The organism is Exiguobacterium sp. TDN 0502, from assembly GCF_050846835.1.
Lineage (GTDB): Bacteria > Bacillota > Bacilli > Exiguobacteriales > Exiguobacteriaceae > Exiguobacterium_A.
Genome location: NZ_JBOZGJ010000006.1, coordinates 154,185 through 168,265, shown reverse-complemented (window position 1 = coordinate 168,265; position 14,081 = coordinate 154,185). Strand labels below are relative to the sequence as shown.

Genomic DNA, 14,081 nt, shown 5'->3' with positions numbered 1-14,081 from the left:
TCAGAAATGGGTGACGGATATCACCTATATCCAATATGGCAGCACGACGAAATATCTTTCAACCATCATGGATCTTTATAATAACGAAATTGTCGCCTACAAGTTATACGAGCATCAGCAAACGACTCTTGTGATCGATACGTTGAAGATAGCGCTTGAGAATCGAAACTACCCCGAGGGGGTCATCCTTCATTCGGACCAAGGAAGTGTCTATACGTCATACGCCTTTCAAGAATTCGTCAAGAGGAATCACCTAACAAGCAGCATGTCTCGTAGAGGAAACTGTTGGGACAACGCGGTCATCGAATCGTTCCACTCTAATTTGAAGTCTGAGGAGTTTCAGTACGTCAAGTTTAATTCACTAAGAGACCATGAGGTCTCTGAACGTGTTATCAACTATTTGAATTACTATAACGAAGAACGAATCCAAGAAAAATTAGGCTACCTGACACCGAAAAAATACGGTGTACTGGCAGCCTAATCAAGGTGTTTTATATGTGTCTCATATTGCTAGGTCAGTCTAAGAGGGATCGTTTTTTTGTTGCGATCAGCAGATTCAGTTTGGGATTTTTAAGACTTGTCCAACGAGCAAGAGGTTCGGATTCGTAATGTTGTTTGCCTGCATCAAAGCTGTGACGGTGACACCGTAGCGTGTTGCAATCGAGTACAGTGTGTCACCGGCTTTGACCGTATACGTCGTTGTTGGAATTTTCAAGACTTGACCGACATTCAACAGATTCAAATTCGTGATGTTGTTCGCACTCGCGAGGGCAGAGACCGAGACGTTGTATTTACGGGCAATCGAATAGAGTGTATCACCAGCTTTGACGGTATACGTCGTACCTGTCGGAGTAGGTGAGCGGAGTAATTCCGAAATCGTGACGAATGAATAGCCTTTTGCTTTGAGTTTCGAAATCATCGTCGGCAAAGCGGTCGGTGTTCCTTTCGCACCAGCGCCGGTATGCATCAGAATGATCGATCCGGGAACGACTTTTGGTAACACACGATCCAAGATAGCGGTTGAAGAAATGCCCTTCCAATCCGTCGTATCAATGTTCCATTGAATTGTTTTCGTATAGCCTGCCGCTCCGACGGCACTTAACACGTTACTGTTGCTTGCACCGAACGGCGCCCGGAAAATCGGTTTCGTCGTTTTTCCGGTCAAGGACCGGATGAGAGACTCCGTCCGGGATAACTCACTCGTCATTTGGCTTGCTGTTAATGTCGTGAAATCCGGATGTGAATAGGAGTGATTGCCGATTTGGTGTGTCGGCGAGGCGGTCGTGATGTTTTTAATCGATTGGGGATGGTTGGCTGCGCCACTACCTGTTAAAAAAAACGTCGCTTTCACTTGGTTACTTTTTAGGATACTTAAGATTTTTGCGATGTTCGTCCCGTCTGAACCGTCATCAAATGTCAATGCGACGACTTTTTGTGTCGTCGTTCCTTTCGTCACGAACGTAGAGCTCGCTGCATCAACTTGTGACGGAATCGAAAATGGACTAAGGAGAAGCAATCCGATCATCATGATGGTAGGTTTCTTGATGTTCATCGTCTAGTACCTCCTTCATTAAAAACATGCTAAAAATGTACTCTTTATTAAGCTGTTCCCTTTATCTTCAAAAAAAGAACTAAGAAATTCCCGTTTTATAAAGAAATAAAACTAAATTACAGAAAATTTGTTTAAACCGTAATCTTTTTGGGAAACCATAATATATGGAAATAGTAAAAAGGAGTGAGAAGGAATGATCGAATTTAAAAATGTCGGTAAGCAGTTCAAGGACAATGTCGTCTTGAAAGGTCTATCGCTCGAGATTCAAAAGGGTGAACTCGTTGTCTTCATCGGGCCAAGTGGTTGTGGAAAAACGACGTCACTTAAGATGATTAATCGCTTGATCGAACCTTCTTCAGGAACGATTTTAGTCAACGGGAAGGACATCATGAAGACGGATACGATTGAATTAAGACGTCATATGGGATATGTCATTCAGCAAACCGGCTTGTTCCCTCACATGACGGTCCGGGAAAACATTCAATTGATTGCCGGACTTGAGGGGAAAGATCACGATGAAATGGATCAACGGACAGAACAACTGTTGACGATGGTCGGGCTTGATCCAAAACAATTCATCGATCGTTATCCAAGCGAACTCAGCGGTGGACAACAACAACGTGTCGGTTTCGCGCGTGCTCTGATGAATGATCCTGATGTTATTTTGATGGATGAGCCGTTCAGTGCACTCGATCCTGTTACCCGTAATGATTTGCAGGAAGAACTGTTCAACTTACAAGAAGAAGTGAAAAAGACGATCGTTTTCGTCACCCATGATATGGATGAAGCGATTAAGTTAGCCGATCGGATATGTATCATGCGTGACGGGGAGATCGTTCAGTTCGATACACCGGAAGAAATCCTGCGTCATCCAAAAGATGAGTATGTCGAATCGTTCATCGGGAAAAATAAGATTTGGAGCAGCCCTGAATACATCAAGGCAGAAGACATCATGATCGAAGACCCAGTATCAATCAGTGGCAAACGCACGTTACTTCAGGGAATCGAGATCATGCGCGGTCGAAAAGTCGACAGCCTGTTGATTACCGATCGTGACCGCGTCTTACAAGGTTTAATCAAGTTGAAGAACATCCAGACGATTCCGGATAAGAGCCAACGGATCGAAGAAGTGATGGAGGGAGAAATCATCGCCGTCAATGAACATGATTCGTTGCTCGACGTTCTTGAAGTCATGAATCAGGAAGAGACAGGTTATCTGCCGGTAACGGATGCGAATGGAAAATTAAGAGGATTGATTACACGTAGTAGCTTACTTTCCGTCCTGAGTGAGCAATTCATTCACGAGGAGGAAGTCCAATGAACGGATTCTTTGATTATGTAAAAAACAACACCGGACAAATCGGTGACTTGTTGTTAGAACACTTACAGTTGACGGTCTTTGCCGTCGTAATCGCTGTCATTCTCGGGATTCCGATCGGGATATTAATCACCCGTTACCAAAAGTTCGCGAAGCCGGTGCTCGCTCTGACAAGTGTCGTGCAGGCCGTTCCGAGTCTTGCTTTACTCGGTTTCTTGATTCCGTTCATCGGGATCGGATCAACACCTGCCATCATCATGGTCGTACTCTATTCGCTTTTACCGATCGTCAAGAATACGTACACCGGTCTATCGAGTATTCCAGGGGATACACTTGAAGCAGCCAAAGGAATTGGTCTGACGGATCGTCAAATTCTCAGTAAGGTCCAGATTCCGCTTGCCTTGCCGATCATGATGGCAGGGATTCGGATTTCTGCCGTTACAGCGGTTGGTTTAATGACGATTTCTGCGTTCATCGGTGCCGGTGGTCTTGGTTATCTTGTCTTCTCGGGTATTCAAACCGTCGATAACAACCAGATTCTTGCCGGGGCGATTCCAGCCGGTATTTTAGCACTCGTCATCGACTTCGTCGTCAGTCGGATTGAATATTCGGTGGCACCGAACGGGATTCCACTCGCGGATGGTCGAATCAAGAATAAAGCACGGAAGCGCCGTAAAGCGATGTCAGCAGGACGTAAGATTGCCATCGCAAGCATCGTCTTCCTATTAATCGGTGGTACAGTCGCTTACTCTTTCCTTAAGGAAGATAAAATCGTCATCGGTTCAAAAAATTTCACGGAACAACTGATTCTTGGTAATATGTTAGCTGATTTGATTGAAGATAAGACAGATTTACAAGTCGAGCGTCAGTTGAATCTCGGGGGGACGAAAGTCGCTTACGGGGCACTTGAAAAAGGAGAAATCGATGCGTATGTCGAGTACACAGGTACTTTGCTGATCGACGTTCTGAAGCAAGACGTCGAGACGGATCCGGAGGCCGTGTATGCAAAAGTCGGAAAGATGATTCCGGAGAAAAGTCAGGTCGATGTCCTTGATCCGATTGGCTTTAACAATACGTATGCGCTTGCCATGACAAAAGAAGATATTAAAAAGTATGATTTAAAGACAGTCTCGGATATGTCAAAAGTCAGCGATCGGTTGATTCTCGGATCGACGATTGAATTCGCGAACCGGGAAGACGGTTATCTCGGTCTGAAGAAAAAATATCCGGATATGAAGTTCAAAGATGTCCAACCTGTCGATGGCGGTCTTCGTTATACGGCATTGACGAACGGTCGGACGAACGTCATCGATAGTTTTTCGACGGATGGTCTTTTGAAAAAATTCGATTTGACGGTTCTCGAAGATGATAAGGAATTCTTCCCGCCATACTACGCGGTTCCGCTCGTGCGTCAAGAAACGCTTGAAGAGCATCCAGAACTGAAAAAAGTCCTCAACACATTGAAGGATAAAATCACGGATGAGAAAATGCAGGAACTGAACTACAAAGCGGATGTTGAGAAAGAGCGCCCTGAAAAAGTCGCGCGTGACTTCTTGATTGAAGAAGGATTAATCTCAAAATAATCAGTAAGAGCCGAGGCGGGAATCCGCTTCGGCTCTTTTTAAATGCGCGCTGACGCGCTATATCGTTTTGGGAAATACGTAATCAATTGATTAAATTATTTTTTGATGCGACTAGCGAGCCAAGCGCGAACTGTGCGTTGCTGAATCATACACGTTCTTCCTCTCGGTTTAATGTTCCAAGGCGATACTCGGCATCTTTAACGATACGTTCTTGGATCTCGACTGTCAACCGATCCGCTTCGGATTCGGGTAACGTCGGTAAGCCATAACTCGGGTTATTCGTCGATGAAAATAAATCAGACATGATCCGTTCTTCGAATACTGGAATCATATAAAATCCCCTCTCTGTGTCTTGATTCATCTCTTACACCTTTAGTGTACGAAAGAAATGTAAAGATGGAAGAGGGGAGCTGTTAAGAACGAGTGAACTTTGTAAACATTCTCACAAACTTGTCAAATCTTCTTCGATTGCTTCGCAACTCGATGCGTATTGTTGACCGCGTTTCACGTATTTTCGGACCGTTCGCTCCATGATGAAGCGATCATGATCACTGATATCCCGAACGATTTTTGCCGGAACGCCCATGACCATTGCTCCTGCTGGCACCTTCATTTTCGGTGGAACAAGACTTCCGGCAGCAACGAATGCCCCTTCTCCAATCTCTGCTTCATCGAGAATTGTTGCCGACATCCCGATCAGTGCTCCTTTTCGAATGATTCCCCCATGAATCATCGCCATGTGCCCAATCGTTACTTCGTCTTCGATGATCGTCGGATACCCTTCATACTGATGAATCATTGAACCATCCTGAATATTGACGCGTTCGCCGATTTGAATCGGACCTTCATCGCCCCGAATGACTGTATTGAACCAGACAGACGAGTCTTTTCCGATTGAAACCTCACCGATGACTTTTGATCCATCTGCTAAATACACGGATGGATCGATGTTTGGAACAAGTGAACCGACACGATACTTCATACGCTTTTCCCCCTCAGACATGAAATCGATACTCTTTCATCTTGACGTGATAAAAAATGAATTGCAACTGCTTCCAAACTAATTGTAAGATGGTAAAAATACGCTTGCAACAGGAGGAGACAGAATGGAACAAACAGTTCGGGAACGATTGATTGCGATTGCTGCGAAAAAAGAGAAAGCAGCTGTCGTGTATCAGAATATTTCAGTCATCGACGTCATGACACGCGAGACCTATACGGCAGATGTAGCGATTGATTCAGGCTATATTGCTGCTGTCGGAGAAGGATATGAGGGACTTGAAAATCGTCAAGGGCAGGGGCGCTTCATTGCACCGAGCTTCGTGGATGCACACGTCCATATCGAGTCATCAATGGTGCCACCGAGTGAGTATGAACAAGCCATCTTGCCGTTAGGCGTCACAACGATTATTGCGGATCCGCATGAGATCGCAAACGTTAAAGGGGCAGACGGATTGTCTTTCATGCTCGAGGATGCAGAAGGACTTGCGCTTGACGTCCGTATGATGTTACCGAGCTGTGTTCCTGCGACGTCATTTGAACATGCAGGAGCCTCACTCGACGCAGCAGCACTGGCACCGTTCGTCAATCATCCGGGGGTCCATGGGTTAGGGGAAGTCATGGATTATCCTGCCGTCGAACGGACCGATCGCGACATGCTTCAAAAAATCAAACAGATCGAAGACGCTGGAAAACTGGTCGATGGACATGCAGCGGGACTCGGACCACGCGAAATCAACATCTATGGTGTCGCTGGCATCCGGACGGATCATGAATCCGTCAGTAAGGAGGATGCGATCGCGCGGGCTCGCCGTGGTCTTTATGTCGAGGTACGCGAAGGATCGGCAGCGCGAAACTTAAAAGAAGTACTCGATGCTGTGACAGAGAGCAACGCCAGTCGTTTCCTCTTCTGTACGGATGATAAGCACTTAGATGATACGTTGCGTGAAGGAACGATCGACTACAACATCCGCTATGCGATTCGCCATGGGATTAAACGTGAGACAGCGTACGCGATGGCGTCGTTGCACGCAACGAACGCGTATCGTTTAGACGATCGTGGAGCCATCGTACCAGGACGCCGGGCGGACTTCGTCTTGTTATCGGATGCGGATAACGTCGTGATTGACGAGGTTTATATTCAAGGGAATTGCGTCGCGCGAGCAGGGAAAACGATTCGCCCGGGACGCCGCGCGCATGTACCAGAGTCATTACGAGGGGCGTTGAATACCAAACCGATCATACCGGAAGTATTTGCGCTTCCGCTTGAATCATCACGCGCGCACGTCATCGGTATCATTCCGAAAAGTATCGTCACCGAGCATCTGATCCTGGATGTTCCGCTTCAAGATGGGCAGTTCGTACCTGTACCGGATGAGGATTTATTGAAAATCGCCGTCATCGAACGCCATCACGGGACGTCGTTCTCGGCTGTCGGAATCGTGAAAGGGTTCAAGATGAAACGTGGCGCGATTGCAGCGACGGTTGCCCATGATTCGCACAACCTCGTCATCGTAGGAGCATCGGACGCTGAAATGCAGTTAGCGGCAGAGCGTCTTGTTGAAGCCGGTGGTGGTGTCATCGCGGTTAACGGACAGGATGTCCTTGCTGAATTGCCACTTGAAATTGCTGGTTTGATGACGAATCGCCCGTTCCAGGAGGTCGGGGATACACTCGAGGCATTAAATGATGCGCTTGATGTGTTAGAAGCCGATCGGTCCTTTAACCCGTACTTGACGATGTCGTTCCTTTGTTTACCGGTCATTCCAGAACTGAAGCTGACGGATAGCGGATTGTTTGATGTCAAACACTTCCGTCATATACCGGTTCAAGCGGACTGACGTCCGTCTCGGGTCTGAGTCCTATGCCAGGACTCAGACCGTTTTCATGAGAGAGACACAACGATAAGATTAGGGGAGAAGACTTTACGAAATGCATCCGAAATCCTTAACGAAACTTAATAGTTAGGATGTTGAATCATTTTGGAAAGCTTGTTATAGTAGGTTCTATATCATTTGTGAGACATATCACTTTTGATGAAACTTTTACTAAGAATATTTCGTAGAAGAGAAGAAAGAGATAATGAAGAAAGGGGATCAGATAATGGATAAATCATATTTTGAAGGACATGAAGCCTTGATTGCAGACGTCTACCGTTCGTTTACACGTCAATTCCACGCTTTGCCGACACACCGACGGACGAAACGACAATTACGGAATCTTGCCTTTTCTGTCATTCGCCAAGCGAGACCAACGTATGAAGAACGAACAGTCCTGTACGCGTATTTCGCTGAATTTTTCCGCGCAGTGGAAGAAGGACAGGATGAAGAGATTGCTTTTTACAAACAAATCGCACAGTAAAGACCCCCGATGGCTCCGTCAGAAGGGGTCTTTGTTGTTTTTAGAAAACAAAAACAAGCAGCGGACGATGTCCACTACTTGTTGGTCGAACGAATCAGTTCTCCGTTTGGATCACTTCAATTCCATCCATTTGAAACTCATATCAGCACCGAACGGGTGACGGTAAAGTTTATCGATATTCGCCCGTTGCAGGTAAGCTTCCCCTTTTTGATAGATTGGTGCAATCGCGTAGTCTTCCGCTAAGAGCATTTTTTCAGCTTCTTGCAGTTCCGACCAGCGTTTTGCTTCATCGGCTTCTTGTTTCGCATCCTTGATGAGTGCATCGAACTCTTTATTCGAATACTCCATCCGGTTAAAGCTTCCATCAGTCAACCACATATCGAGGAAGGTCATCGGATCCTGGTAGTCAGGTCCCCATCCGGCGGCAGAGATATCATACTCACCCTTCGATTCAAGATCGAGGAAGTTCTTGAACGGCTGTTGTTTGATGTTGATCGTCAAACCTGGAAGGTGCTTTTCAAGATCACCTTTTAAGAATTCAGAGACCTTCTTGAAGGCATCCTCATCACGCGATAGCATACTAAGTTCAACCGTTTTGACGCCGAGTTCCTTCAATCCGGCATCCCATGCTTTTTTCGCAGCATCTGCATCATAGCTTTGGAGATCTGGATACTTCGCACGGAAGTCTTCACCATCCGGTGTGAACGTGAAGTCCTTTGCAACGATGAAGTTTGCTGGTTTTGATCCGTCATTTAAGATGACATCCGTAATGCCTTGCTTCTCAAAGCCGAGTGCGAGAGCTTTTCGGATATTTTTATTTTTCAATGCCTTATTCTTTTGATTGAAGCGAAGGAAGTTGATTCGAGCATCCGGACGCGTCTTGTAATCCTCTGATTTTTCGTATTGTGAGACGAATTCAGATGTAATCGGTGCGAAATCGACTTCTTTTGATTCAAAGAGGTTAACTCCAGTCGAAATTTCTTTGACGACTTTTACATCGATTTTATCCATCTTGACGTTTGCTTTATCCCAGTAATCCGGATTTTTCTTATATGTCCATCCTGCATTGGATTGCCATTTATCGAGGACGAAAGGTCCGTTGAAGACCATTGTGTCGACGCTTGTTGCAAACTTGTCTCCTTTATCTTCGACGAACGACTGCTTGAGTGGTAAGTAAGTCGGGAAACTCGTCAAACCAAGGAAATACGGTGCTGGAGCTTCAAGCTGGACTTCAAGTGTCTGATCATCGATCTTTTTAACACCGAGTTCATCGAGTTCAGCATCACCCGCCATGATTTTATTGGCATTTTTTAAATCTTGCAGAATGTACGCGTATTCTGCTGCAGTCTTCGGATCGAGTGCCCGTTTCCAGGAATAAATGAAATCATCCGCTGTGACGGCTGATCCATCCGACCATTTGGCATCTTTACGCAATTTGAACGTATATGTTTTTTTGTCATCTGAGACTTCGACGCTTTCGGCGATTCCAGGTGTAGGCTTGTTGTCACCATCAAGGCGATAGAGTCCTTCAAAAACGTTATTCGTGACGATGATAGAAGTCGAGTCCGTCGTTTTCGTCGGATCAAGCTGAGGTACATCCGTCGTTGAAACGAGCGTGACTTCCTTTTGTTTACTTTTTGAATCTGATCCGCTTGCATTCTCGTCATTTCCTTGACCGCATGCGGCGACGGCAAGCAGTGCCATGCTGGATAACCCAGCAAAAGCGATTTTAGTTGGTTTATTCATGGAACGATGACCCCCCGATAGTTAGAGTTAAATATTTCAGAAAAATGTGAACATATTGTTAATTTAAGTGAAAGTGTTTAAAAATGCAACATAAATTTTCAGATAATTCTCATTGATCAAGGTCTATATCCTCAATCCCGAGCGATGTCAAATAGTCATAAAGTAGGAATATGGTCAAGGTATGCGGGGAATACATCCGTAACGTGAGTCGAACGGGATTTCCACGCAGACGCATATTCGTGATGCGGACCCCCTTTTGTTCGAGCGCAAGTACGATATCAGAAGGATCAAGTGCAGCAGGGAGTAACAGATGAGCAACGAGAACATTTGCTTCAAAACGGCTATTGTTACTGCGACGCATGATCCAGGTCAATCCCTCGAGCAAGAAAAAAAGGAATAGGACGAGAAATATCGATTCCCAGATAAAGCCGGCTCCAACAGCGATGCCGATGCCGCTTGCACTCCAAATGATAGCAGCAGTCGTCAGTCCGCTGACGATGTCATGTGGACGGCGCAAAATGACACCAGCTCCAATGAAACCGATTCCGGTAATGATTTGAGCGACGAGTCGCATCGGATCCATTTGAACATGTGTCGCCATATCGTGGTAGAGCAGGACGGATTTGATGGATACGATGGTTAAAAGACAACTGATGAGGGTAATTACGAGGCTAGTGCGTATACCGACCGGTTTATTTTTGATTTCACGCTCGAAACCGATGAAGATTCCAAGTGTAGCGGCTAACAGGAGTTTGAAGAGGTCCTCGAGCTGAAAAACATGAATCCAGTCCATTCGTCTCAAATCCTTTCTTTACTTTAGAAGGTGATTTGTTATAATGACTTTTGTGTCTTTCGAATGAATATACGTCAGATGTAATAGATATACGAAAAAGGAAGTGTCTCATCATGAATCAGCAAAAAATCGGGTTCTTTGCTCTAGCTGCCATGGTCATCGGTTCGATGGTCGGTGGAGGTGCCTTTAACCTTCCAGGAGCAATGGCACAAAGTGCAAGTGCCGGTCCGATTCTCATCGGCTGGAGTATTACAGGGGTCGGAATGATCATGCTCGCCCTCGTGTTCCAGCATTTAGCAAACAGTAAACCGGAACTTGAAGGCGGCATCTATGCTTATGCACGTGAAGGGTTCGGACGTTTCATCGGCTTCAACAGTGCATGGGGGTACTGGGTGTCGGCCTGGATTGGAACCGTTGCGAACATCACACTCGTCTTTAATGCGATTAGTTATTTCTTCCCGATTTTTGCAGCGGAAAATCGGCTATTCCTTCTCTTGATGAGTGTTGTCGTCATTTGGGGATTGTTTTGGCTTGTCTCAAGCGGAATCAAGGAAGCGACACTCGTCAATCTGATTACGACGATCGCAAAGCTCGTTCCGATCTTGATTTTTATCTTACTCGTCGGCATCGCCTTTAATGTAAAAACGTTTAATTTAGACATCTGGGGAGAGGGGACGGAACTCGGTTCGATTTTTGAGCAAGTCAAAGGGACGATGCTCGTCACACTTTGGGCATTCGTCGGAATCGAGGGAGCCGTCGTCTTATCAAGTCGTGCTAAAAACCGGAGTGATGTCGGAAAAGCGACAGTAACTGGTCTGGTCGGTGTTTTAGTCATCTATATCCTGATTTCGGTCTTATCACTTGGTGTACTCAATCAACAGCAGTTGGCAGGGCTCAAGGAGCCGACGATGGCATATGTACTTGAAGCGGCGATTGGACCGGCCGGTGCAACAATCATCATGATTGGTCTGATTATCTCCTTATCAGGTGCTCTTCTTGGATGGACGATTCTTGCCTCTGAGATTTCGTATCTCGTAGCAAAGGACGGAGCATTTCCGAAAGCTTTTGCGAAGACGAACCGTAAAGGGGCACCAGTCGGCGCCTTATTGATTACACAAATCGCAACACAGGTCGTCGCCGGCATTGCGCTCTTTTCTGCTCAAACGTATCTTGTTCTATCGAGTATCGCCGGAATCTGTGCGTTGTTACCGTACCTGTTATCTGCCCTGTACAGCATACGGACTTCAAAAGAAGAACGAAATCGGAAAATGCTCCTTTTCTCTGTCATCGCTTCCGTTTACTCGATTTGGCTCGTATATGCGTCCGGTATCTGGTACATCGTTATTGCAGCATTAGTCTATGCACCAGGGATTCTCGCTTATGCGTTAGCAGAACGAGAACAGCAACGGACAGGCATGTCACGGTATGAATGGATTGCCAGCATGATTTTAGTTGTATTAGCTGGGGTAGCGGTGTACGGAATGGTCGTAGGAGAAATTCAATTGTAAAAATGCTACGCAAAAGAAGTCCCGGTGGGTTAAAACCCATCGGGACTTCTTTTGGCGTAAGGTTATAAAAATCGTTTTTCGACTTCTTGTACGGACAACGGTTCAGAAAAAATGAAGCCCTGCATGTGCTGACAGTCCGTCGTTTTCAAATAGGATAAGGCATGCTCGGTTTCGACGCCCTCAGCAACTAAGTTCAAATTCAGATTACGGCCGAGCTGTATGATTGAGTCCAGTAAAGCATGATCGTTCGTGGCCAGACCATCGATAAAGACTTTATCGATTTTCAGTTCATCAATCGGAAAGGCACTCAGATACTGTAATGAGGAATAACCGGTGCCGAAATCATCAATGGATAAACGGAACCCGAGCGATTTGATGAGATGCATCCGTTCGACCGTCCGTTGTGTCTGTAAAATAGCGATGTTTTCTGTCATCTCGAGTGTTATGGAAGACGGTGAAACGAGTCGCTCGGTCACGACATGCTGTAACGTCCGGATGAAGGAGTCGCTTTGGAATTGATGCGGTGAGATGTTGATCGCCATCGTCAGTTCGGAGCTGATTGTCTTCTGCCACTTCGCAAGCTGCTCGCACGCTTCAATGATGACCCAGTTATTGATCGGTGTAATCAGGGAAGCCTCTTCAGCAAGCGGAATGAACTCGTCCGGCGGGATGCTGCCGAGTGCATTATGGTTCCAGCGTAACAAGGCTTCAAACCCCTCGACGGCTTGTGTTTGCAGGTCGATGATCGGTTGATAGGCAAGATAGAGCGACCGGTCTTCTAAGGCTGTAAATAGCGAGCGTTCCAACTGGATTTTTCGTGTGAATTGCGCATCCATTTCGTGAGTTAAATACTGGATCGTTCCTGTACCAATCGATTTGCCGGCGTAAAGTGCAGTCTCAGACCGTCGATACAAATCTTCCAGTGTTTTGGCTTCAGACGGATATGTCGTAATCCCGAACGTGCAGGAAACAATGAGCGAGTGACCATTGATATAGTATGGACGCTGCAGTGCCTGTTGTAACTTTCGTGCGTACTGAAAAAGCAAATTACTAGAAGGGGCGGGTAACAGAACGCCGAACAAATCACTTGTCGGATGAAAAGCCAGTACACCATTCGTATATTGAACGAGTCGAGCTGCCATTGCTTGTAACAGTTGATCACCCACATGTGTTCCAAACGAGTCATTGATGACTTTAAAACGGTAGATATCAAATAATACGAGGGCAATGGGATCATGAGATGAAGCAGAACGGAACAGCGCTTCACCTTCACGTAAAAAGCCTCGTTTGTTCAACAGATGTGTCATCTCGTGATGGTGAACTAAAAAGTCGAGTTCTTCCTCTAATACGGTTGTCTCAGTAATGTCCGTTCCGATGAAGAGGTGTTGAAAACGAACACCGTTTGCATCATAGATCGGAATAAGCGTCGCTTGAAGATGTTTACGCTCCCCCGTATGAGCATTCAAACTGAGACGACCAGACCAAGCTTTGCGTTCACGAAGTTGCGTCCGGATTTCCGAGACAGTCGAACTCGTTTGATCAAGAATTACGGTCCAGGGCTGTCCGATGAGCATTTCAGGACAGTAACCCGTTACATCCGTGAGTTGGTCGTTTAGATACGTAATCGTACCGCGTGCGTCAAATACAGCGACACAGGCAATCTGATCGAATGCCTGGCGTAAATCCATCAGCCCTTGGAATAACGGTTTCGTGGCAACCGGTTGTTCAACAGACGGAATACAGCAAACGAAAGCGGCAATGACGTTGTTTGTCTCATCAAGCAGAGGGGACAGTAGCAGCGTCGATGTCATGGAAGTGCCGGATTTATGAATTAAGGAGGTATTCGGCAATTGGACCGATTGGCGGCGCTCTAGAAAAGCGTGCCAAATCTGATGGCTGAATGCCATATCTTCCTGGTCAAGTAAGGGAACGGTTTGACCGACGATTTCCTGTTGCGTCCAGCCCCACTGCTGCTCCGCTAACTCATTCCAGGAACGGATGGTCAAATCAATATTTAAGATGAAGGACGGTAGTGGAAACTCTTGAATGACGACTTCATAGGAATCAATGGTCGAACGGTCCATTACGTGCGCACGCTCCTTTATGAGGAAAAGAGATGACGGTTCACTTGTCTTGTCTATTCCCAATATATTCAATTCTTACGCATCGGAATCCTCTTTGTGGAACATTTTTTAAATGAAGATTCTATGAAAGAATCTGC

Annotated in this window: 12 protein-coding genes; 6 read left to right on the top strand and 6 right to left on the bottom strand. The window is 46.0% G+C overall.

Annotated elements, in window-relative coordinates:
- Positions 1-481 (top strand): IS3 family transposase (locus tag ACRPK8_RS08825; protein WP_432237894.1); only part of this gene is annotated, 481 nt, incomplete at its 5' end.
- Between the two features lie 75 nt (positions 482-556).
- Here ACRPK8_RS08825 and ACRPK8_RS08820 read toward each other — a convergent pair.
- Positions 557-1,552 carry a LysM peptidoglycan-binding domain-containing protein gene (locus ACRPK8_RS08820; protein WP_432237893.1) on the bottom strand — a complete coding sequence of 332 codons (996 nt, stop codon included), beginning with the start codon at positions 1,550-1,552 and terminating at the stop codon, positions 557-559.
- Between the two features lie 193 nt (positions 1,553-1,745).
- Here ACRPK8_RS08820 and ACRPK8_RS08815 point away from each other — a divergent pair, with 193 nt between their 5' ends.
- Both ACRPK8_RS08815 and ACRPK8_RS08810 read left to right on the top strand, forming a co-directional pair.
- Positions 1,746-2,873 (top strand): ABC transporter ATP-binding protein, encoded by a 1,128-nt coding sequence (locus ACRPK8_RS08815; RefSeq protein WP_432237892.1) that lies wholly within the window; start codon positions 1,746-1,748, stop codon positions 2,871-2,873.
- Complete coding sequence (locus tag ACRPK8_RS08810) at positions 2,870-4,453, top strand: glycine betaine ABC transporter substrate-binding protein (protein WP_432237891.1); 1,584 nt, start codon at positions 2,870-2,872, stop codon at positions 4,451-4,453. Before ACRPK8_RS08815 ends, ACRPK8_RS08810 begins: the two co-directional genes overlap by 4 nt.
- Before the next feature lie 145 nt (positions 4,454-4,598).
- On the opposite strand, the gene ACRPK8_RS08805 is transcribed toward ACRPK8_RS08810, so the two are convergent.
- Positions 4,599-4,784 carry a hypothetical protein gene (locus tag ACRPK8_RS08805; protein ID WP_432237890.1) on the bottom strand — a complete coding sequence of 62 codons (186 nt, stop codon included), beginning with the start codon at positions 4,782-4,784 and terminating at the stop codon, positions 4,599-4,601.
- Between the two features lie 111 nt (positions 4,785-4,895).
- Entirely contained in the window at positions 4,896-5,435 is a 540-nt protein-coding gene (locus ACRPK8_RS08800; protein ID WP_432237889.1) for a gamma carbonic anhydrase family protein, read from the bottom strand.
- 124 nt (positions 5,436-5,559) lie between these two features.
- Here ACRPK8_RS08800 and ade point away from each other — a divergent pair, with 124 nt between their 5' ends.
- Both ade and ACRPK8_RS08790 read left to right on the top strand, forming a co-directional pair.
- Positions 5,560-7,293 (top strand): adenine deaminase, encoded by a 1,734-nt coding sequence (ade, locus tag ACRPK8_RS08795; protein WP_432237888.1) that lies wholly within the window; start codon positions 5,560-5,562, stop codon positions 7,291-7,293.
- A gap of 262 nt (positions 7,294-7,555) precedes the next feature.
- Positions 7,556-7,813 carry a hypothetical protein gene (locus tag ACRPK8_RS08790; RefSeq protein ID WP_053452309.1) on the top strand — a complete coding sequence of 86 codons (258 nt, stop codon included), beginning with the start codon at positions 7,556-7,558 and terminating at the stop codon, positions 7,811-7,813.
- A 111-nt stretch (positions 7,814-7,924) separates the two neighbouring features.
- On the opposite strand, the gene ACRPK8_RS08785 is transcribed toward ACRPK8_RS08790, so the two are convergent.
- Both ACRPK8_RS08785 and ACRPK8_RS08780 read right to left on the bottom strand, forming a co-directional pair.
- Entirely contained in the window at positions 7,925-9,559 is a 1,635-nt protein-coding gene (locus ACRPK8_RS08785) for a peptide ABC transporter substrate-binding protein (protein ID WP_432237887.1), read from the bottom strand.
- 109 nt (positions 9,560-9,668) lie between these two features.
- The gene (locus tag ACRPK8_RS08780; protein ID WP_432237886.1) at positions 9,669-10,352 is read right to left on the bottom strand and encodes an MgtC/SapB family protein; all 684 of its coding nucleotides are present in this window, start codon (positions 10,350-10,352) and stop codon (positions 9,669-9,671) included.
- Between the two features lie 110 nt (positions 10,353-10,462).
- Here ACRPK8_RS08780 and ACRPK8_RS08775 point away from each other — a divergent pair, with 110 nt between their 5' ends.
- Positions 10,463-11,860 carry a basic amino acid/polyamine antiporter gene (locus ACRPK8_RS08775; RefSeq protein WP_432237895.1) on the top strand — a complete coding sequence of 466 codons (1,398 nt, stop codon included), beginning with the start codon at positions 10,463-10,465 and terminating at the stop codon, positions 11,858-11,860.
- A 62-nt stretch (positions 11,861-11,922) separates the two neighbouring features.
- Here ACRPK8_RS08775 and ACRPK8_RS08770 read toward each other — a convergent pair whose 3' ends face one another.
- On the bottom strand, positions 11,923-13,944 hold the full coding sequence (locus ACRPK8_RS08770) for an EAL domain-containing protein (protein WP_432237885.1): 2,022 nt from the start codon (positions 13,942-13,944) through the stop codon (positions 11,923-11,925).
- Between the last annotated feature and the right edge of the window lie 137 nt (positions 13,945-14,081).